Annotated in this window: 20 protein-coding genes; 16 read left to right on the top strand and 4 right to left on the bottom strand. The window is 33.3% G+C overall.

The window, feature by feature from the left end; all coding sequences use genetic code 11:
* Positions 1–65: 65 nt before the first annotated feature.
* From ABWH96_RS09260 to recN, 7 genes are all read left to right on the top strand, one after another.
* Positions 66–1,655: an OstA-like protein gene (locus ABWH96_RS09260; protein ID WP_375581173.1), complete on the top strand. Its 1,590-nt coding sequence runs from the start codon at positions 66–68 to the stop codon at positions 1,653–1,655.
* 116 nt (positions 1,656–1,771) lie between these two features.
* Positions 1,772–2,470 (top strand): T9SS type A sorting domain-containing protein, encoded by a 699-nt coding sequence (locus ABWH96_RS09255; protein ID WP_375581172.1) that lies wholly within the window; start codon positions 1,772–1,774, stop codon positions 2,468–2,470.
* An 82-nt stretch (positions 2,471–2,552) separates the two neighbouring features.
* Positions 2,553–3,377 (top strand): outer membrane protein assembly factor BamD, encoded by an 825-nt coding sequence (locus ABWH96_RS09250; RefSeq protein ID WP_375581171.1) that lies wholly within the window; start codon positions 2,553–2,555, stop codon positions 3,375–3,377.
* A 6-nt stretch (positions 3,378–3,383) separates the two neighbouring features.
* On the top strand, positions 3,384–3,692 hold the full coding sequence (locus tag ABWH96_RS09245) for a DNA-directed RNA polymerase subunit omega (protein ID WP_375581170.1): 309 nt from the start codon (positions 3,384–3,386) through the stop codon (positions 3,690–3,692).
* A gap of 8 nt (positions 3,693–3,700) precedes the next feature.
* A complete protein-coding gene (gene coaBC / locus ABWH96_RS09240; protein ID WP_375581169.1) occupies positions 3,701–4,903 on the top strand; it encodes a bifunctional phosphopantothenoylcysteine decarboxylase/phosphopantothenate--cysteine ligase CoaBC in 1,203 nt (400 codons plus the stop codon).
* On the top strand, positions 4,896–5,801 hold the full coding sequence (locus ABWH96_RS09235; RefSeq protein WP_375581168.1) for a DUF4835 family protein: 906 nt from the start codon (positions 4,896–4,898) through the stop codon (positions 5,799–5,801). Before coaBC ends, ABWH96_RS09235 begins: the two co-directional genes overlap by 8 nt.
* A 129-nt stretch (positions 5,802–5,930) precedes the next feature.
* Entirely contained in the window at positions 5,931–7,583 is a 1,653-nt protein-coding gene (gene recN / locus ABWH96_RS09230) for a DNA repair protein RecN (RefSeq protein ID WP_375581167.1), read from the top strand.
* A 71-nt stretch (positions 7,584–7,654) separates the two neighbouring features.
* Here recN and ABWH96_RS09225 read toward each other — a convergent pair whose 3' ends face one another.
* Positions 7,655–8,662 (bottom strand): acyl transferase, encoded by a 1,008-nt coding sequence (locus tag ABWH96_RS09225; protein WP_375581166.1) that lies wholly within the window; start codon positions 8,660–8,662, stop codon positions 7,655–7,657.
* Between the two features lie 13 nt (positions 8,663–8,675).
* On the opposite strand from ABWH96_RS09225, the gene ABWH96_RS09220 reads away from it, so the two are divergent.
* Positions 8,676–9,407 (top strand): hypothetical protein, encoded by a 732-nt coding sequence (locus ABWH96_RS09220; protein WP_375581165.1) that lies wholly within the window; start codon positions 8,676–8,678, stop codon positions 9,405–9,407.
* 79 nt (positions 9,408–9,486) lie between these two features.
* Here the strand turns inward: ABWH96_RS09220 and ABWH96_RS09215 are convergent, their stop codons facing one another.
* Positions 9,487–10,383: a M48 family metallopeptidase gene (locus ABWH96_RS09215; protein WP_375581164.1), complete on the bottom strand. Its 897-nt coding sequence runs from the start codon at positions 10,381–10,383 to the stop codon at positions 9,487–9,489.
* Positions 10,384–10,524: 141 nt separating this feature from the next.
* Here ABWH96_RS09215 and ABWH96_RS09210 point away from each other — a divergent pair, with 141 nt between their 5' ends.
* The 7 genes from ABWH96_RS09210 to ABWH96_RS09180 all read left to right on the top strand — a co-directional run bounded on the left by ABWH96_RS09210 (position 10,525) and on the right by ABWH96_RS09180 (position 17,132).
* A complete protein-coding gene (locus tag ABWH96_RS09210; RefSeq protein ID WP_375581163.1) occupies positions 10,525–11,136 on the top strand; it encodes a fumarylacetoacetate hydrolase family protein in 612 nt (203 codons plus the stop codon).
* Complete coding sequence (locus tag ABWH96_RS09205) at positions 11,123–13,021, top strand: M23 family metallopeptidase (RefSeq protein ID WP_375581162.1); 1,899 nt, start codon at positions 11,123–11,125, stop codon at positions 13,019–13,021. Before ABWH96_RS09210 ends, ABWH96_RS09205 begins: the two co-directional genes overlap by 14 nt.
* A 5-nt stretch (positions 13,022–13,026) precedes the next feature.
* Entirely contained in the window at positions 13,027–13,479 is a 453-nt protein-coding gene (gene bcp / locus ABWH96_RS09200; protein WP_375581161.1) for a thioredoxin-dependent thiol peroxidase, read from the top strand.
* A 3-nt stretch (positions 13,480–13,482) separates the two neighbouring features.
* Positions 13,483–14,334 carry a transketolase gene (locus tag ABWH96_RS09195; RefSeq protein WP_375581160.1) on the top strand — a complete coding sequence of 284 codons (852 nt, stop codon included), beginning with the start codon at positions 13,483–13,485 and terminating at the stop codon, positions 14,332–14,334.
* A 48-nt stretch (positions 14,335–14,382) separates the two neighbouring features.
* Positions 14,383–15,768 carry a VWA domain-containing protein gene (locus ABWH96_RS09190; RefSeq protein WP_375581159.1) on the top strand — a complete coding sequence of 462 codons (1,386 nt, stop codon included), beginning with the start codon at positions 14,383–14,385 and terminating at the stop codon, positions 15,766–15,768.
* Positions 15,769–15,778: 10 nt separating this feature from the next.
* Positions 15,779–16,738: a transketolase family protein gene (locus tag ABWH96_RS09185; protein ID WP_375581158.1), complete on the top strand. Its 960-nt coding sequence runs from the start codon at positions 15,779–15,781 to the stop codon at positions 16,736–16,738.
* Positions 16,739–16,856: 118 nt separating this feature from the next.
* On the top strand, positions 16,857–17,132 hold the full coding sequence (locus tag ABWH96_RS09180; protein ID WP_375581157.1) for a putative quinol monooxygenase: 276 nt from the start codon (positions 16,857–16,859) through the stop codon (positions 17,130–17,132).
* Between the two features lie 4 nt (positions 17,133–17,136).
* On the opposite strand, the gene ABWH96_RS09175 is transcribed toward ABWH96_RS09180, so the two are convergent.
* A complete protein-coding gene (locus ABWH96_RS09175; RefSeq protein WP_375581156.1) occupies positions 17,137–18,111 on the bottom strand; it encodes a polyprenyl synthetase family protein in 975 nt (324 codons plus the stop codon).
* Between the two features lie 37 nt (positions 18,112–18,148).
* Here ABWH96_RS09175 and ABWH96_RS09170 point away from each other — a divergent pair, with 37 nt between their 5' ends.
* Entirely contained in the window at positions 18,149–19,006 is an 858-nt protein-coding gene (locus ABWH96_RS09170) for an alpha/beta hydrolase family protein (RefSeq protein WP_375581155.1), read from the top strand.
* A 14-nt stretch (positions 19,007–19,020) separates the two neighbouring features.
* On the opposite strand, the gene ABWH96_RS09165 is transcribed toward ABWH96_RS09170, so the two are convergent.
* Complete coding sequence (locus ABWH96_RS09165; protein ID WP_375581154.1) at positions 19,021–19,380, bottom strand: hypothetical protein; 360 nt, start codon at positions 19,378–19,380, stop codon at positions 19,021–19,023.
* Positions 19,381–19,382 lie beyond the last annotated feature (2 nt).

The following is a 19,382-nucleotide window of genomic DNA, read 5'->3' as shown; positions in this document are numbered from 1 at the left end:
TTTCTTTATGAAATTACTTAGATTTGCACAGAATTTGCTATTAAAAAGCAATCAAAAGTAAATGTATGAACTTCCAACGAATTTTAATCCTTTGTTTCTTTCTAATCTTATCATTCAGTGTCAATGCACAGAAAAATGGCGTGAAATATGGCTCCGAAGGATATTCCGAAACAATCAATAAAGGAAAAGATAGTTTTACCCGATTGGTTGAAAAAGTCTGGTTCGATATTGAAAAGGAAAATGTAAGAATAAAAGGTGATTCTGCACTTTATTATGACAAAAAAGGGATTATGATTGTTTTTGGAGATGTAGTGATCACTAAGAATGACACCATTGACATCACCTCTAAAAGACTGAATTATTATATTGACGAAAATAAAGCGGAACTAAGAAATGACGTGGTTTATGATGACGGAGACATGCGTATGACCACAAATTATCTAGACTACTTTATGACATCTGAAGACGGTCATTTTTTCAACGGAGGAAAACTAGTGGATGATGAAACTACTTTGATTGCTGATGAGGGATTTGTTGTAAATGCAGAAGACCTAATCAAATTCTACAAGGATGTTGATTTGACGAACCCCGAATATCAATTATTAACAGATACACTTTTTTATCATAGAACCACTAAAATCGCTACCACATATGGACCAACAAAAACTATTATGAAAAATGGCGAAGTGGTTGATGCAAAAAAGGGAGGTAAATTTTACACAGATAAAAAAAATGCACAATATACTTTAGGTAAGATCACTACAGAATCATATGAAATATTTGGAGATGATCTCTACTTTGACGATTTAACTCAAGAATCTAAAGCAAAAGGAAATGTAAAAGTTATTTCAGAAGAAAATGACATCATTATTTTGGGTGACGAGGCTGCTACTAAAAAAGAGGAAGGGATTACCAAAATTTGGGGAAACCCTGTACTAAAACAGGCGGTGGATAACGATACGCTATACCTTACAGCTGATACATTAATTTCAATTGATTCAGAATATGATTCACTTAGTAGATTATTAGCATATAATAATGTTAAAATTTACAAATCTGATATGCAGGGAGTTTCCGATTCTATGGCCTATATCATGCAAGATTCCATGATTTTCTTTTATAATGACCCTATTTTATGGAATGAAGGAAATCAAATTGTTGCTGATACTATCTCCATGGAAATCAAAAATGGAAAGATGGATAAATTAAACATGAGAAATAAGGCTTTTACCATAAATCAAGATACTGTAAAAAACTATAATCAGATTAAAGGCCGAAATATGACCGCCTATCTGAAGAATGATCAAATGGATAAAATATTGGTGGAAGGAAATGGAGAAAGTATCTATTTTGCAGTAGATGAAGAAACCTTAGAATTAATAGGAATGAATAAAGTTTTGTGTAGCTCAATGAAAATTCAATTTCTAAATGGCGAAATGAATGATATTACTTTCTATACTGATCCTGAAGGTAGGTTTATACCTCCCCATGAAATAGCTGAACCAGAAACTAGACTGAAAGATTTTAAATGGCAAATCGAAAAAAAACCTGAAATGATAGATGTTTTAGGCAAATATACCCCTACCGAAAAAGTAGTTTCTGAAAAAGAAGAACCTGTGTTACCAGATGAAACGAAACTTGAAAAAGAAAACTAAATTTCGCTGAACGCCAGATGTAATAATTTATTACATTTAGACTTTATTTTTTTAGTAAATCATTAGACTTTATAATAATTAAATCCTATTTTTACTAGTCAAATTACTAAAGTCTAATGAAAGTATTTTTAACCCTATTATTTTCAATAATCTTTACCACTACTTTGTGGTCACAGGATATATTGGTTAAAGATTTAGACGATGAAATTATTACAAGCTTTCAAAAAACTACTACAAAAACGTTTAAAATTCAAAATTTTAGTAACACTGAAAAATCTATACGCATCAAACAAAATATTGATAAGATTCAAGGTGGAACAACGTTCGTAATTTGTTATGATGATAATTGTAGCAAAAAAAATCAACCAATAATCATTAAGCTCCCAGCAAATAGTATTTCAAACGAAATAAAAATCATGCTTAATGGTGGACTCTCTAATTTCAACTCTACTGCTTATTTAGAATTTATAGATTTGAATATAGACAATACAGTGAAGAAAGAAATATCATTAAAAGTAACTGAAAAAAACACTAAAGATATATTTTTCGAAAAAGGTGATATCGTTGTAAATAGCTTTTTTCCAAATCCTGCAGTAAAGAATGCTATAATGGAATATAAAATATCTTCTTATGAGTCTGAAGCTAAAATAACACTTCAAAACGTATTAGGAAGCATTGTAAGTACTTATGAATTAAGTCCTGATCAAAATAAATTAAATATAAACACTGAAGATCTTAACCCAGGTGTTTACTTTTATACTCTATCCATAAAAGATGAAGGATTAGCCACAAGAAAATTAATAGTAAAAAAATAATCTCTCATCCAATCTCTGCTAAATCGTTTCGTTAGCAATAAAAATTGTTCATTCCACAAAACAAATGTATATTTGCACCCTTATGCGAAATTCGTACAGAAATTTAATACTACTTACTCTTTTAACAGTACTAATCACGGCTTGTAGCGACTTTAGAAAGCTACGAAAAAGTGATGACTGGGAAAAAAAATATGATGCTGCTATAAATTATTATGAGCAAGGTGAATATTATAGAGCCAATGTTCTTCTGGAACAGATATTGCCTATTATTAAAGGTTCTGAAAAAGCAGAAATTGCTAATTTCTATTATGGTTATACATACTATTACCAAGAACAATATTTATTAGCCTCTCATTATTTCAAAACTTTTTATGATACTTTTAACAGAAGTCAATTTGCTGAAGAAGCTAGATTTATGTTTGGTTATTCTTTATTTCAAGACTCTCCAAGATATAACCTTGACCAAGCTTCTTCAAAAGAAGCCATTACAGCTTTACAAGGGTTTATAAACCTTTTCCCAAATTCTGAGTTCGTCCCTAAGGCAGATGCAGCGTTAAGTCAATTGCGATCAAAATTGGAACGAAAAGCTTATGAAAAAGCTTTACTATATTATGATTTGAAGAAATTCATGACTGGAGAATATCTTAAAGCTGCTTTGGTAGAATTTGATAATTTTCAAGATGATTTCCCTGGATCTCAGTTTACTGAAGAAATCCAGTATTTAGAAATTGAAGCAATGTTTAATTTAGCAGAAGTAAGTATTTACTCTGTTAAGAAAGAAAGATACTTAGAAGCAATAGCGTTTTACGAAAATTTTATAGAAACTTACCAAGACAGTAAGTATTCAAAAAAAGCAGAAGACATTTACGAAAAATGTTTAGATCAAATTAGAAAATTAAATTCATAAATAAATATGGCAAATCCATCAATAACAACTAGAGACACTGCTGAATTGGTAAAAGATACAGATAATATCTATCAAACAGTTGTGGTAGCTTCAAAAAGAGCTCGTCAAATTTCAAGTACTGTGAAAGAGGAGTTGAGCAATAAGCTAGCTGAATTTGCTTCAACTGTTGACAATCTTGAAGAAATATTTGAAAACAGAGAGCAAATTGAAATCTCTAAATTCTATGAAAGAATGCCTAAGCCAACAATTATGGCAATGGAAGAATTCTTAGAAGGTAAAGTTTACTACCGAAAAAGAGAAGAAGAGGATAAATAAGCCTGGAAATGCTCCAAGGTAAAAAAATAATTTTAGGAATAACGGGTAGTATTGCAGCTTATAAAACTGCAATATTAACCCGTTTGTTGCTTAAAGCAGGTGCTGAAGTTCAAATCATCATGACTGATGATGCGAAAGAATTTATCACACCACTTACTTTAAGTACTCTAAGCCAAAAGCCAGTTCTTTCAAGATTTGTTAAAAACGAAACTGGTGAATGGAATAATCATGTTAATTTAGGTTTATGGGCAGATTTAATAATAATCGCTCCAGCCTCAGCAAATACAATTGCAAAATGTGCAAATGGTATATGCGATAACCTATTGTTAGCAACCTATCTTTCAGCTAAATGTCCAATCGCTTTTGCTCCTGCTATGGATTTGGACATGTATCAGCATCCTACCACTATTGAAAATCTCAAAAAGCTTGAATCCTTTGGTAATACCATTATCCAGGCTGCTTCTGGAGAATTAGCTAGTGGGTTAGAAGGACAAGGCAGAATGCAAGAGCCTGAAGTTTTAGTAAAAGAAATTGAAAGTATCTTGTCTTTAAAAAAAAACTTTAAAGATAAAAAAGTAATCATTACAGCTGGTCCAACACATGAAGCTATAGACCCAGTACGATTTATAGGCAATCACTCATCTGGAAAAATGGGATATGCAATTGCAAAAGAATTTGTAAATCAGGGAGCAGATGTCACACTTATTTCTGGCCCGTCTTCACTCGAGCCTCCTTCAGGTATTTCAAATTTGATTAAAGTTAAGTCAGCTCAAGAAATGTATGAAGAAGCTAAAAAACATTATAATAGTGCAGAAATTGCCGTATTTGCAGCAGCCGTTGCTGATTATAGACCAAAATCAATAGCTAAAGAAAAAATAAAAAAGAAAGACGAAGACATGACGATAGAGATGGAAAAGACCATTGATATAGCCAAGTCTTTAGGAAAAAAGAAACAAAAACACCAACTCAACATAGGCTTTGCATTAGAAACTGAAAACGAAGAAGCCAATGCAATTAAGAAACTGGAAAATAAAAACTTCGATTTAGTCGTTCTTAATAGTCTTAGAGATAAAAATGCTGCTTTTGGACATAATACAAATAAGGTGAAAATCTATAGTCAAAAAGGACTAGTAGAAGAATCAGAATTATTAGCTAAAACAGAAGTAGCAAAAATTATATTGAATCAAATCCATAACTTGAGAAATGAATAAAATCATTCTAACCCTTTTTATATCAATTTTTGCCTTCAATTCTCTTAGTGCTCAAGATTTATTTTTTCAAATTAAGGTAGATGCATCTTCTGCAAACACTTCTGAAACCAGAGTATTCAGAGATATGGAAAATGCTTTTAGACAATTCATTAATGAAACTAAATGGATAGAAGAAGACCTTGAGCTTTTCGAAAGGCTAAAGGGTGTAATGGCAATCAACATAAGGGATATCCCAAGGACTGGTAGATATAAGGCACAAATGCAAATACAGTTATTTAGGCCAGTCTATAATAGTAATTATGAGTCCATCATGATTGAAATAGCGGAATCAGAAAATAATTTACTCTTTGATTATACTGAATCTCAACCCCTAATTTATACCCAAAATAGTTTTAATGAAAACTTGGTAAGTATTTTAGCCTTTTATGCAAATTTCTTATTGGGAATGGATTATGACTCCTATTCTGAATTAGGAGGACAGCGATATTATGAAGAAGCTTTAAACATTGCAAGATCAGCACAACAGCAAGGTTTTAAACCAGGATGGGAGCAATTTGGTAGTATGGAAAGCAGGTATTCTTTGGTTCAATCTGCCCTGAACTCTCAACTAGAACCAGTAAGAAAAGGTCTCTATTTGTACTATAGAAAGGGATTAGATAAGATGGAAAAAGATCCAGCAGAGGCTCGGAAAGCTATTGTAGAAGCATTAGAAAATATACAAAAAGCCTACAAACTTAATCCCAATTCACAATTTATAACGCTTTTAATTAGATCAAAAGCAGATGAAATTGTTCAGATTTTTACTGAAGGCGATTTAGCTTTAAGGAGAAAAGCTTATGAAATCATGAGAGATATTTCTCCTGCAAATTCTGACCGATATGAGGTCATGATCAAATAAACGGTGTAAATCCCCTACTAGTTAACATTTTTAATATTTAGTAAAATTTTTCTTAATGCTGAATGAGAAAGAATTTACTATCCACAAATTTTAAGTAAATTAGCCCTGCGATAAAAACCTAGTGCCAATATGCTTCAAAAGCTTTTGATTAAAAATTACGCCTTAATCCAAGAACTTAATATAAACCCATCTCCAAACCTTAACACCATTACAGGTGAAACAGGGGCAGGAAAGTCTATTATGTTAGGAGCCGTAGGTTTATTATTGGGAAAAAGAGCAGACACAAAAGTACTTTACTCTTCCGATACTAAATGTGTTGTTGAGGGAATATTTGATATTGGAGAGTATAACCTAAATTCCTTTTTTGAGTCAGAAGATTTAGATTATGATAAGGAATGTTTCATTAGAAGGGAAATAAGTGCTAGCGGAAAATCAAGAGCCTTTATAAACGATACGCCAGTTACTCTAGATATTCTAAAGAATCTTGGGAATCATCTGATGGATGTACACTCTCAGCATGAAACTTTATTAATAGGTGACCAAGATTTCCAATTAAGAATTATTGATGCTTATTCGGGAACAATTGAAGCCCTTAAAAATTATCAATCCGCATTTTCGGCTTATGTAAAAGCTAAAAATAGCTTACAAAGTTTTAAAGAAAGTGCTGCTCAGATGCAACAAGAAAAGGATTTCAATCAATTCCTTTTTGATGAATTAGACAAAGCACAAATTAAAAATGGCGAACAGGAGGAATTAGAGGAGAAATTAGAAGTCTTAGAAAATGGCGAGTTGATTAAACTTAAATTAACTGAAGCCTACCAGCTTGTAGACGGGCAGGAACTTGCCGCCATTCATAACTTACATCAGGCAACTGAAAGCCTTAAAGCCATTCAATCTTATGGTAAGAATTTTCAAGAATTATCCGAAAGATTAAATAGCAGTTTTATTGAAATTCAGGATATAGCAAAAGAACTGGAAATAACAGCTAATGAATTTGAACACCAACCTGAAGAATTACAACAAACACAAGAACGACTAAGTCTTATTTATTCTTTGCAACAAAAGCATCATGTTGACTCAGTTGAGGATTTACTTAAAATAAAAACAGATTTAGAAGATAAATTATTAGCCGTTCAAGATGCTGAGGGGAGTGAATTGAAATTGCAAAAAGCAGTTGATGAAGCTTATGCAGAAACGGATAAAAAAGCAAAGGAGATAAGCAAGCAAAGAATAAAACACTTTGAAAAACTTGAAAACGAATTGCGTGCTTTATTAGCAGGCCTTGGAATGGAAGATGCCGTAGTTAAAATTGATAATAAAGCAAAACCACATGACAAAAGCGGTATAGACGATATCAAAATTTTATTTAGTGCCAATAAAGGTGTGGCTCCTCAGAATTTGAAAAATGTAGCTTCAGGGGGTGAATTTTCACGTTTAATGTTTGCCATTAAATATATAATGGCAGATAAAATTGCGATGCCTACCATCATTTTCGATGAAATTGATACTGGTATTTCTGGGGAAGTTGCCATTAAAATGGTAAACATGATGCAGAAAATGGCTGAAAACCACCAGGTTATCACCATTAGTCATTTACCGCAAATTGCAGCCAAAGGACACCAACATTATTTTGTTTACAAAGATAATTCTGCAGATAAATCCGTCAGCAAAATCAAGTTGTTGGATGAAAACGAAAGATCCTTAGAAATTGCCAAAATGATTGGGGGTGAAAACCCTAGTGAATCAGCTATTCAAAGTGCTAAGGAGTTGTTGGGTTTATAGGTTTTGAGGTTTGGAAATTTTGGGGTGTTGAGGTAATTTTCTAGATACTTGCTACTTGATACTGACTAGACTCAAAACATCATCAAATTGCATCCCCTGATATCCGAATTATCGAAACGACCTAACACTTTAAAGCTTCCATCTTCATTCACCAATCCGACATCCTGAGTTTCGATAAAAGCACAACTATCAATATTGGCTAAGTCGATTACATTCAAACCCCCGCTCCTTTTATCTGCATATTTGACATCGAAAGGATCATTTACCTCTCTGACCATTATTTTCATACTTTTAGAAGGTGTAAATAAACCTTTACCCTTACTATAGCTTTGAGATAATAATTCCGTCATTCCATACTCTGAGTGAATTGTATTAACATTTAAGCCTTCACATAAAATCCCATGCAATTCTTCTCTCGTAATTTCCTTCCGCCTTCCTTTCATCCCTCCCGTTTCCATTACTATACAATCAGAAAAATCAACTTTATAATTTTCCGCTAAATCCAAAAGAGCAAAACTCACACCCCATATTATTACTTTCTTCTTATTAGAATTAGCTTTAAGTTTCTCCACTTTTTTAATCAATTCTTTTAAATCATACAAATAAAAACCTGAATCTGGAGATTTGGTTTTTTTGATAAAATCATCAACCATAGCTACTAAAGAAGAGCCTTTACGCTCTAAATAAGAAGGTAAAAGTGCTAATATTACATAATCCTCAAGCTTAGCATAATGACTTTCAAAAATATTCTGAGCATGATTTAAATAATGATTTAAATCGGGAACATAATGTTTACTGCTTATTCCTGAACCCGTTCCGCTACTTTCGAAAATCGCTGCATGATTTATAAAATCTTTAAATTGGGTGATCACTTTGTGTTGCTTAAAAAATTCAATAGGAAGAAAAGGAATAGCCCTTAAATCATCAATTGAACTGCAATTGATATTTAAGGCATCAATATATTTTTTATAAACTAAATTGTATTTACTTTGGTACTGGAAAAGCGCTAAAGCAAAATCCTGAAAATTTTCAACATTTAGGGCATCAAATTGCTTTAAAAAGCGTTCTCTTTCTGACATTCTGAATATAATTATGCACTACAATATTAAAAATAAGGCACGGCATCTCATATTTAATTCTATTATAATTATAGGATTTTTGACAATCCTTACGGCATGTCCAACTCCACCAGAGTTTCAAGATGTGCCTTCAATCGAATTTGAAGACATCCAATTCAGTCAAATAACTGATACATCAGCCAGTGGACAGCCATTAAATCAAGATGTAATCAGTGTGAGTATTTCATTTGAAGATGGTGATGGCGATTTAGGATTGAGAAACAGTGAAATTGATCAACCATACAATCTATTTGATATTCCATTAAATGAGGAAAGGGAGTTAATATATTTTGGCAGCTCTCCAGAATTACCAGAATTTAATTTTTATGATTATTACATAGCCTCCGACTCTGTTATAATAAACAATACATTATTGGTGAATGATACTATCTTAGTTCGTTTTAATGAACGCCACTTTAATATATATGTAGATTTTTATTACCAACCACCTGGAAGAAATGATTTTATACAATTTGAATGGGAAACAGAACCAGGCTTTTATCAATCTTTTCATGGTAGGTTTCCTATCCTAAATACAGAAAGCTATGAGCGACCTTTAAACGGTTCTTTAACTTATGAAATGAAAAGTGTTGGCTTTCAAGCCATATTTAGGGATTATCCTATGTATTTGGAAGTCTATATTTTAGATAGAGCAGGAAATAAAAGTAACACTATTCAAACAGACCCCATTCGCTTAGTCAATTAGATTTGTTACGATAGTTAAATAATAAAGGCACAACTAACTAGATGTGCCTTTATTATTAGAATCAGAATTTTGTTCCATATTAATTTCCAATTTTCATTTTCAATTTCTTTTTATCTTCACTTTTTTCAGTAGTTGAAGTAGAGATATTACTTAGATTTGGAATAACATTATTTGTCGCTTTATTGCTTTTGGCATAATACTTATTAGCTTCAGGAAGTAATTTATTTAAATCCTTAATTCGAGTATCACTGCTAGGGTGAGTACTTAAAAATTCTGGTGGAGCTCCCCCTGATTGTGCTTTCATTCTTTTCCAAAATTTTGGAGCTTCGGCAGGATCATAACCTGCTAATGCCATAAATTTTATACCCAATTCATCAGCTTCGGATTCGTGTAATCTACTAAATGGTAAAACACCCAAAACTGTGCTCCCTCCTGTATAAGCTGCCATAGCTAAAGCTTGAGTTTGTTCTGGTTGTTGCTGAAGGGCAATACTTAATGCCATTCCACCTGCTTGTTGGGCTAATGCTTGACTCATACGCTCTCCACCATGTTTAGCAATAGCATGCGCAACTTCGTGGCCCATCACTACTGCTATTCCTGCTTCATCTTTACAAACAGGTAAAATACCTTCATAAAAAGCTACTTTACCTCCAGGCATACACCATGCATTCACTATATTTTCAGCTAATAAATTAAATTCCCATTTAAAGCCTTCAGTGGCGTCTTCTAATTTATTTTCCTTTAGATAAACTTCCACCGCATTCTTGATTCTATTTCCAACATTTCGAACCATCTCAGTTTGACCAGTATTTGATGATAATTTACTTTCCTTCAGAACTTGATCATATGAAGAAAAACTGGAGGAATTCAATTGACTATTGGGAATTACATTAAATTGATTTCTATCAGTCAATGGAACCTTCTTGCAGGCCAATAAGACAGTTACAAGAATTAATAAGCTCAATATTTTTTTCATAACCAGTTTGTTTAAAATTTGAATGGTAAAATTACAGTTTAAAACCTCTTAAATACAATCTAAAAGATTTTCTTTAATATTTAACGTTGCTTTCATTTTTATAGTTAAAAGAAAACATATTTTTGCATAAAATTTCCTCATATGAAGATATTGGCTATTGGTAGAAATTATGTAGAACACATTAAAGAGCTTGAAAATGAGCGCCCTAATGAGCCTGTAATTTTCACCAAGCCAGATACTGCTCTTCTAAAAAACAACGATCCATTCTATTATCCTCCTTTCAGTAATGATATTCATTATGAGGTAGAGTTAGTTATTAGAATTTGTAAAGAAGGTAAATTCGTAAAAGAAGAACATGCTCACAAATACTATGACAAAATTGGGTTAGGAATAGATTTTACTGCTAGGGATTTACAATCAAAAGCCAAAGAAAAAGGCTTACCTTGGGACATTGCCAAAGGCTTTAATGGTTCTGCCCCTGTTTCAAAGTGGATTGAGAAAGAAGAGTTTGAGGATTTGAAAGATATTAGATTCTCATTGAAGCTAAATAATCAACTTAAACAAGAAGGAAATTCATCTATGATGATTTTCTCAATAGATTATATAGTTTCTTATTTATCCAAATTCTTCACTTTAAAGACTGGAGATATTATTTTTACAGGTACGCCAAAAGGTGTAGGGCCAGTTTCTATTGGTGACAAATTGGAAGGATTCATAGAAAACCAAAAATTATTAGATTTTGAGATTAAATAAAAACAAAATAACATTACTTATATTTTTCCTCAGCTTACCTCTAGGGGTGCTAGCTCAAAACTCTGACCCTTATACTTTTCCAATCCGACCAAATAAAAGCAACTTCCTTTCAGGTACTATGGGCGAATTAAGGTCTTCTCATTTTCATGCAGGAATTGATATAAAAACAGGTGGTAAAATTGGAGAACCTGTTCACGCTACTAAAAGAGGTTATATTACAAGAATTAAAGTTTCATCCTCAGGTTATGGAAATGCACTTTATATGTTACATCCCGATGGGAATACCTCGGTATATGCTCATTTAGAAGAATTTGCTCCAGATATTCAAGAATTTGTTAAAAAAGAACAATATAAAAATCAAAAGTTTGAAATAGAGTTATTCCCAAAGCCCTACCAATTCGCTTTTAAGTCGCAAGAAGTGATAGGATTGTCAGGAAATACAGGCGGATCATTGGGACCTCATCTTCATTTTGAAATTAGAGATTCTCAGCAAAGAGTATTAAACCCCCTGCATTACGGTTTTGATGAAGTAAGAGATAATATCCCTCCTATTTTACAAGGTTTTGCCATAAGACCCATGAATATTAACGCTAGGGTATTCAATAAATATGACTGGGCCGATATCAGAATAAATAGAAATGGCTTTAATTATAAGGCCATAGACACTGTTAAAGCAATTGGAAACATTGGGCTTGAACTATGGGGACATGACAAACTGAATGGTTCAGCTAATAAAAATGGGATTAGTATTATTGAAATGAAAGTAAATGGTGAAACTCATTTCAAGCAAGATATTGATGTAATGAGTTTTAGTTTACAAAGACATATTTTGGTTCATTACCCATATGATGTGAAGAAGGTGAAAGGCCCCAGATATCATAAATTATACATAGATGATGGTAATAGGCTGAAATTTTACGAGACCCTAAATGAAGATGGAACACTTAAAATTGAAAATGGAAAAACATACAACATAGAAATTAATATGTACGACCCTTATGAAAATATGAGTACATTAGAATTAATAATTCAAGGAAAAGAAGGCGATAAATTCATTAAGGAGTCAATAGATTTTGAATTAGATGAGATCGATTATAAAATAGAAGGTGATATCCTTAAAGTATTTACAAATTACAATTGCGAAGATGAAAGTGAAGAACTAAACCTAAACCTTAATGGAGAGATAGAATCATTAAAGCCTAATTATTTCTTAAATACCACGGCAATATATTTATGGGATTTAAAAAAAGGTATACCAGAATCAGTGTTAAATTGTGATAAAGGCATGAACTTGCAATCAATTCATGAAATAATACCTAAGGAAAGTAAAGCTATATCAACTGAAAAAATGAACATTGAATTTAGCCCATATTCTTTATTTGACACACTTTACTTGGAAACAGCTTATGAAATTAAATCAACAGACTCACTTGAAGTTTTTTCCTTAGGGCCTATCACTTCCCCACTGAAAAGTTCAATAGAAATTGAATTAATGCCTAGCAAAAAGCACTACAATCAAGATAAAAGTCATGTTTACAAAACAGATGATTCAGGTAATTTTTCATTCACTGGTGGTGAATGGAAAAATGAAAAATTGATATTCAGCACAAGAGATTTAGCTGATTATACCATTTTAACAGATACAACTCCTCCATTAGTAAAAGAGAGTAAAAAGAAATATGGTTATATAATTGATGATAAATTATCAGGTATTAAATCATTTGAAGCATTCTTAAATGGTGAATGGATTCTAATGAAATATGAACCAAAAGATAATTTGATTTGGATAGATTGGCCTATTGAAGAAATTACCAAGACTGGTAATTTAATAATAACAGTCAAGGATAATGCTGGAAACGAAACCAATTATAACACTAAATTATAAATAATATGGAACTGAATATAGGAGATAAGGCACCTGATTTCAATGCTAAGAACCAAGATGGTAATGAAATAAAATTGAGTGACTTTAAAGGTAAAAAAGTAGTGCTATACTTTTATCCTAAAGATAATACTCCTGGTTGCACTGCTCAGGCTTGTAATTTAAGAGACAATTACGAAGAGCTTCAAAAACAAGGATATGTAGTTTTGGGAGTGAGTCAGGACTCAGAAAAATCACATCAAAAATTTATTGAGAAGCAAAAATTACCTTTTCCTTTAATTGCAGATGAAGACCATACCGTCCATAATTTATATGGTACATGGGGTGAGAAAAAAATGTACGGAAAAACCTATATGGGAACACTTCGCACTACCTTTGTTATTGATAAAGAAGGTAAGATTGAGGATATCATTCAGAAAGTAAAAACAAAAGAACATACAGCACAAATTTTAAATTCATAATCAATGGCAAGTCAGGCAAACATTCAAGAGCTTGAAAAAATAGCTTCTCAAGTAAGGAGAGACATCGTTAGGATGGTTCATGCAGTTAATTCTGGTCATCCAGGAGGCTCTTTAGGATGCACAGATTTTTTTGTAGCATTATATTTTCACATTCTTAAGCATAATGTTGAATTCAACATGGATGCCAAAAACGAGGACTTATTCTTCTTATCCAACGGTCATATTTCTCCTGTTTGGTATAGTGTTTTAGCTAGAAGTGGATATTTCGAAACATCAGAATTAAACACTTTCAGAAAAATCGATAGTCGTTTGCAAGGACATCCAACTACTGAAGAAAACCTTCCTGGTATTAGAATTGCATCTGGTTCATTAGGTCAAGGTTTATCTGCCGCATTAGGCGCTGCACAAACCAAAAAACTAAATAATGAAGATAATTTAGTTTATGTTCTAATGGGTGATGGTGAATTACAAGAAGGTCAAATCTGGGAGGCCGCCATGTATGGAGCCCATCATAAAGTGGATAATATTATTGCTACTGTTGATTATAATGGACAACAAATTGACGGTCCTATAACAGAAGTAATGGATCTGAAAGACTTAAAAGCTAAATGGCAGGCTTTTGGATGGGAAGTTATTGAAAGCAATGGAAATAACATGGAGGAGATCGTGAAATCTTTAGAACATGCAAAAAGCTTAACTGGAAAAGGAAAACCAATTTTAAATTTAATGAAAACTGAAATGGGCTTTGGAGTTGACTTCATGGTTGGTACTCATAAATGGCATGGTGTTGCACCAAATGACGATCAATTAGCTGATGCCCTTTCTCAGTTGGAAGAAACATTAGGGGATTATTAAAGTACAATTAAAAGCGTCAAGAATACACTTGACGCTTACATTGACTGAATGAAAAATAAAATTATCATATCATTTCTGCTTCTATTCTTTGCTTTGCACAGTGCAAAATCGCAAAGAGTGGAACAAAGTATCCCTGAAAAAACAAGGATCCTATTTTTGTTTGATGCTTCGGGTAGCATGCTGGCACCATGGGGAAATGAACTAAGAATAGATGCTGCTAAAAGAGTATTGACTGATTTGGTAGATTCTTTAAGAGTAAATGATAAAATTGAACTAGCATTACGGCCTTATGGACACTTAACACCGGCCAAAGAGCGCAATTGTAAGGATACCAAATTAGAGATCCCATTTGCACCAAATAATAATGATCGCATCATCGATCGATTAAAATATATCTACCCAAAAGGGACTACCCCGATTGCTTATTCATTGGAACAGTCTGCAAATGACTTTCCCAGAGACAATAATTACCGAAACATCATCATCATTATTACTGATGGTATAGAATCCTGTGATGGCAACCCCTGTGCAGTTTCTTTGGCGCTACAGAAAAAAGATATCTTCTTACGACCATTTGTAATTGGTTTAGGTATGGAAGAAAAATTTGCGTCCGAATTCGATTGTATGGGGGAATATTTTAACGCAAAAAATATTAATGCATTCAGAACTGTCCTGAATGGAATTTTAAATCAATCATTAAGTGAAACCACGGCCAGTGTCGAACTATTAGATCAGAGAGGTAGACCAGTGGAGACAGATGTAAATGTTTCCTTTATCAATACATTCACTGGGATATCAGAATTTGATTTTATACACTACAGAGATCAAAATGGCCAACCTGACACAGTAGAAGTAGATCCTGTCTTAAGCTATGATGTTGTGGTTAACACTGTCCCACCAGTTGCTAAACGGGATGTCTTTCTCAAGGGTGGCACTCATAATATCATTAAAATCCGAACACCTCAAGGCGCTTTAAAAGTAATACAGGAAAACACGTCCGAATATGATAAAGACGTACAAGTTCTTGTTAGAAAATCATCCCAAGCCGAGATACTTAATACACAGTCATTAAGATCGGAAGACAAATATTTAATCGGAAACTACGATATTGAAATTCTTACGCTACCAAAAATCAAAATCAATAATATTACTATAATGCAAGGGAAAACTCAAAATATTGAGATCCCAGCTCCAGGAAGAGTTAATATTAATTACAGTAGCAAAGGAATCGGGAGTCTATATTCGATTGATTCAGATGGAAAACAAACTTGGATCAAAAAATTGGATTTAAGAGGTGGGAAAGCCAGTTTTGGTATACAACCTGGAAAATATAAATATGTTTTTCGCTCAGATAGAGCAATGGGAAGTAAATACACCCAAATAAAAGAATTTAACATACAGTCAGGGCAAACCCTAAATATTAAAATTTACTAATTAGAGCAAGATGGCAGAAACTAAATTTACATTTACAGAAAAAAAAGATACGCGTTCAGGTTTTGGCGATGGGCTACTAGAAGCAGGGAGAAAAAATGATCAGGTAGTTGGACTATGCGCTGATTTAATCGGTTCATTAAAGATGGGCGCATTTCAGAAAGAATTTCCAGATAGATTCTTTCAAACAGGAATTGCTGAAGCTAATATGATGGGATTGGCAGCAGGAATGACCATCGGAGGTAAAATTCCTTTTACGGGGACATTCGCCAATTTCTCAACAGGAAGGGTTTATGACCAAATTCGTCAATCAATCGCTTATTCTGAAAAAAATGTGAAGATTTGTGCTTCTCATGCAGGAGTTACATTAGGAGAAGATGGAGCCACTCATCAGATACTAGAAGACATAGGTATGATGAGAATGCTTCCTAATATGACGGTAATCAATCCGTGTGACTATAATCAAACAAAAGCTGCTACTCTTGCTATCGCGGAGCACGAGGGGCCAGTCTATTTAAGATTTGGTAGACCAAAAGTTCCAGTTTTTACAGCTGACGATCAGAAGTTCGAAATAGGAAAAGCGATCAATATGATCGAAGGAACTGATGTCACCATTTTTGCCACCGGCCATTTAGTATGGGAAGCAATTGAAGCAGAGGCTATCTTAAGAGAAAAAGGAATCAGTGTGGAGCTTATCAATATCCATACTATCAAACCTATTGATGAAGAAGCAATTTTGCAGTCAGTAGCAAAAACCGGCTGTGTGGTAACTGCTGAGGAGCATCAGCGAAATGGTGGATTAGGAGATGCAGTGGCGCAAGTATTAGCCCAACATAACCCTTCTCCTCAAGAGTATGTTGCCGTAAATGACAAGTTTGGTGAGAGTGGAAAACCAGATGAGTTAATGAAAAAATATGGCCTTGATGCTGCTCATATCATTGCAGCAGTTGAAAAAGTGATTAAAAGAAAATAATCAAAAGAATAATAATCTGTCCCAGATAATTAAGAACCTAGAAATAAACTAAAGGTCGCTTAATTATTTGGGGCAATTTTAAATTGATAAGCTGCTTATGTTAATTCGAATAGTAAAAATGACTTTTCAAGAAGATAAAATTGAAGATTTCGTAAAAATATTCGAGGAGAATAAAGAAGCGATTCGAAACCAGACTGGGTGCAAGCACCTAGAACTTTGGCAGGACAAAGATCATCCTTGTATATTCAGCACATACAGTATATGGGAAAATGAAGATTGCCTAAATCATTACAGACATTCCGAAACTTTTGGAAAAGTATGGCCCGCCACAAAATCGCTTTTTTCTGAAAAACCTCAAGCGAATTCTCACACTCAGCGATTTAAATTAAACTAATCTACTACTTTTTACGCTCAATCGTATACTTCACTAAATCAATTAATGATTGCCTATATTCAGACTTAGGAAAGTCTTGAATTATCTTCATTGCATCATCATAGTAATTATGCATTACTTCCTCTGCATAAGCAATACCCTTCTTCCTTCTCACAAAGTCAACCACTGTTTTAACCGTTGAATTCTTATCGCTTTTATTTTTAATTAATTTAATGATATGCTTTTGCTCAGACTTATCTGAATTATTTAACGCATAGATTAAGGGCAATGTCATTTTCTTCTCTTTGATATCGATTCCTAGAGGCTTTCCAATGTCATTAGTACCATAATCAAATAGGTCATCTTTAATTTGAAAAGCCATCCCCACCTTTTCTCCAAAGAGCTTCATTTTATCACTAACTTCATCATCCTTGGTAACAGATCGGCTACCTACAGCACAGCATGATGCAATTAATGACGCGGTCTTTTGCTTAATAATATCATAGTAAATATCCTCTGTGATATTAAGCTTTCTTGCTTTTTCAATTTGAAGTAACTCGCCTTCACTCATCTCTCGAACTGCCTCCGAAACAATCTTGAGTAAATCAAAATCTTCATTGTCTATAGAAAGTAACAAGCCTCTGGAAAGCAAATAATCGCCAACGAGAATTGCAATCTTATTCTTCCATAAGGCATTGATAGAAAAGAAGCCTCTCCTATAATTGGCATCATCTACAACATCATCATGGACTAGTGTGGCGGTGTGCAACAGTTCAATTAAAGCAGCACCTCTGTAAGTAGCTTCATTAATCTGGCCATGAATACCTGCTGATAGAAATACAAACATAGGTCGCATTTGTTTCCCCTTCCGTTTGACAATGTAGCCCATGATCTTGTCAAGCAAATAAACTTTACTTTTCATGAATTGACGGAATTTTATTTCAAATTCTGCCATTTCATTGGCAATTGGTCTTTGTATTTCTTTAATTTTACTGGCCATGCGTGTGCAATATTACTACCAAATGAATATCTAAGCAATGCAATCAAACAAAATGATTCAAGAAAATATAATTATTACAAGTACGGTCCATAATAAGCCAATTACGGCAGACATAAAGTACCTTCCTAATCAAAATAAGAAATCGTTAATCCTTTTTGTTCACGGTTTTAAAGGATTTAAAGATTGGGGCGTATTTAACTTGATGGCAGAAGAATTTGCAAGGAAAGGCTTCATCTTTATGAAAATAAATTTGAGCCACAATGGTACTACTCAAGAACAATTAACTGATTTTGCAGATTTAGAAGCATTCGGAAATAATAATTTCACTATTGAATTAGATGATTTAGCGGACAGTATAGATTACTTGTTTTCTGAAAAGTCTGTATTGCCTCCAGAGGAAATTGATCTAGATCAAATTAATCTTATGGGCCACAGCAGAGGAGGTGGATTAGTCTTATTAAAAGCTAGAGAAGACATTAGAATAAAAAAGGTGATAACACTTGCTGCAATTAGTGATCTGGCTAAAAGATGGCCTAAGAGCTTTTTAGAGGAATGGAAAAAGGAAGGAGTACAGTTTATAGAAAATAAGAGAACTAATCAGCAAATGCCACTATATGTACAATTATACCATGATGTTATTGAAAATAAGGACAGATTATCTATCCCTAATGCCATTAGGGAAATAACACAACCCTTATTAGCTTTTCATGGAACTAAAGATGAGACGCTGCCAGTTTCCATGGCGCACCAAATTAAACAATGGAAAAAAGATACAAACCTGATTATTTTCGAAAATGAAAACCATGTATTTGGAGCTAAACATCCTTGGGAAATGGAAACTCTCCCTCCTACCTTCCTAAAAATTATTCAGGAAACAAGCCAGTTTTTAAAATAGCGAAAAACAGCTGATCAAAAACGATCAGCTGTTTTTTTTGATTCTTTACCTGTTTTTACGTTGAGGATTGTAGTGTAATCTTCTAAAGTCTCAGCATCATCTTTCATAATACCAGGGGGATCAATAATCTCAATTTCGTACGTTGAAACCCATTTCACATTCCCACCTACAACACTATTCTTAACCACAATTGACTCATTTTCCACATCAAGAACAACATACTTCGTTGTCAATGGCTTACTAGAAGATTCGTCTACCTTATAAATCCCTAAAACGTAACTTTGATCATCATTATAAATAAAGTCTACCGCATCAATATTTAAAGATGCATAGGCCATTTTGTAAATACTTAAATCGATACTACGGGAATCCATTT

Source organism: Marivirga tractuosa (assembly GCF_042140215.1).
GTDB classification, from domain to species: Bacteria; Bacteroidota; Bacteroidia; order Cytophagales; family Cyclobacteriaceae; genus Marivirga; species Marivirga tractuosa_A.
Note: the sequence above shows the minus strand (reverse complement) of the source record. Positions and strands in the feature narration are given on the sequence as shown.

Bases quoted from the DNA above. Each gene is read 5' to 3' on its own strand.
- ABWH96_RS09260 (WP_375581173.1), top strand. From the start codon at position 66: ATGAACTTCCAACGAATTTTAATCCTTTGTTTCTTTCTAATCTTATCA.
- ABWH96_RS09255 (WP_375581172.1), top strand. From the start codon at position 1,772: ATGAAAGTATTTTTAACCCTATTATTTTCAATAATCTTTACCACTACT.
- ABWH96_RS09250 (WP_375581171.1), top strand. From the start codon at position 2,553: ATGCGAAATTCGTACAGAAATTTAATACTACTTACTCTTTTAACAGTA.
- ABWH96_RS09245 (WP_375581170.1), top strand. From the start codon at position 3,384: ATGGCAAATCCATCAATAACAACTAGAGACACTGCTGAATTGGTAAAA.
- coaBC (WP_375581169.1), top strand. From the start codon at position 3,701: ATGCTCCAAGGTAAAAAAATAATTTTAGGAATAACGGGTAGTATTGCA.
- ABWH96_RS09235 (WP_375581168.1), top strand. From the start codon at position 4,896: ATGAATAAAATCATTCTAACCCTTTTTATATCAATTTTTGCCTTCAAT.
- recN (WP_375581167.1), top strand. From the start codon at position 5,931: ATGCTTCAAAAGCTTTTGATTAAAAATTACGCCTTAATCCAAGAACTT.
- ABWH96_RS09225 (WP_375581166.1), bottom strand. From the start codon at position 8,662: ATGTCAGAAAGAGAACGCTTTTTAAAGCAATTTGATGCCCTAAATGTT.
- ABWH96_RS09220 (WP_375581165.1), top strand. From the start codon at position 8,676: ATGCACTACAATATTAAAAATAAGGCACGGCATCTCATATTTAATTCT.
- ABWH96_RS09215 (WP_375581164.1), bottom strand. From the start codon at position 10,383: ATGAAAAAAATATTGAGCTTATTAATTCTTGTAACTGTCTTATTGGCC.
- ABWH96_RS09210 (WP_375581163.1), top strand. From the start codon at position 10,525: ATGAAGATATTGGCTATTGGTAGAAATTATGTAGAACACATTAAAGAG.
- bcp (WP_375581161.1), top strand. From the start codon at position 13,027: ATGGAACTGAATATAGGAGATAAGGCACCTGATTTCAATGCTAAGAAC.
- ABWH96_RS09195 (WP_375581160.1), top strand. From the start codon at position 13,483: ATGGCAAGTCAGGCAAACATTCAAGAGCTTGAAAAAATAGCTTCTCAA.
- ABWH96_RS09190 (WP_375581159.1), top strand. From the start codon at position 14,383: ATGAAAAATAAAATTATCATATCATTTCTGCTTCTATTCTTTGCTTTG.
- ABWH96_RS09185 (WP_375581158.1), top strand. From the start codon at position 15,779: ATGGCAGAAACTAAATTTACATTTACAGAAAAAAAAGATACGCGTTCA.
- ABWH96_RS09180 (WP_375581157.1), top strand. From the start codon at position 16,857: ATGACTTTTCAAGAAGATAAAATTGAAGATTTCGTAAAAATATTCGAG.
- ABWH96_RS09175 (WP_375581156.1), bottom strand. From the start codon at position 18,111: ATGGCCAGTAAAATTAAAGAAATACAAAGACCAATTGCCAATGAAATG.
- ABWH96_RS09170 (WP_375581155.1), top strand. From the start codon at position 18,149: ATGCAATCAAACAAAATGATTCAAGAAAATATAATTATTACAAGTACG.
- ABWH96_RS09165 (WP_375581154.1), bottom strand. From the start codon at position 19,380: ATGGATTCCCGTAGTATCGATTTAAGTATTTACAAAATGGCCTATGCA.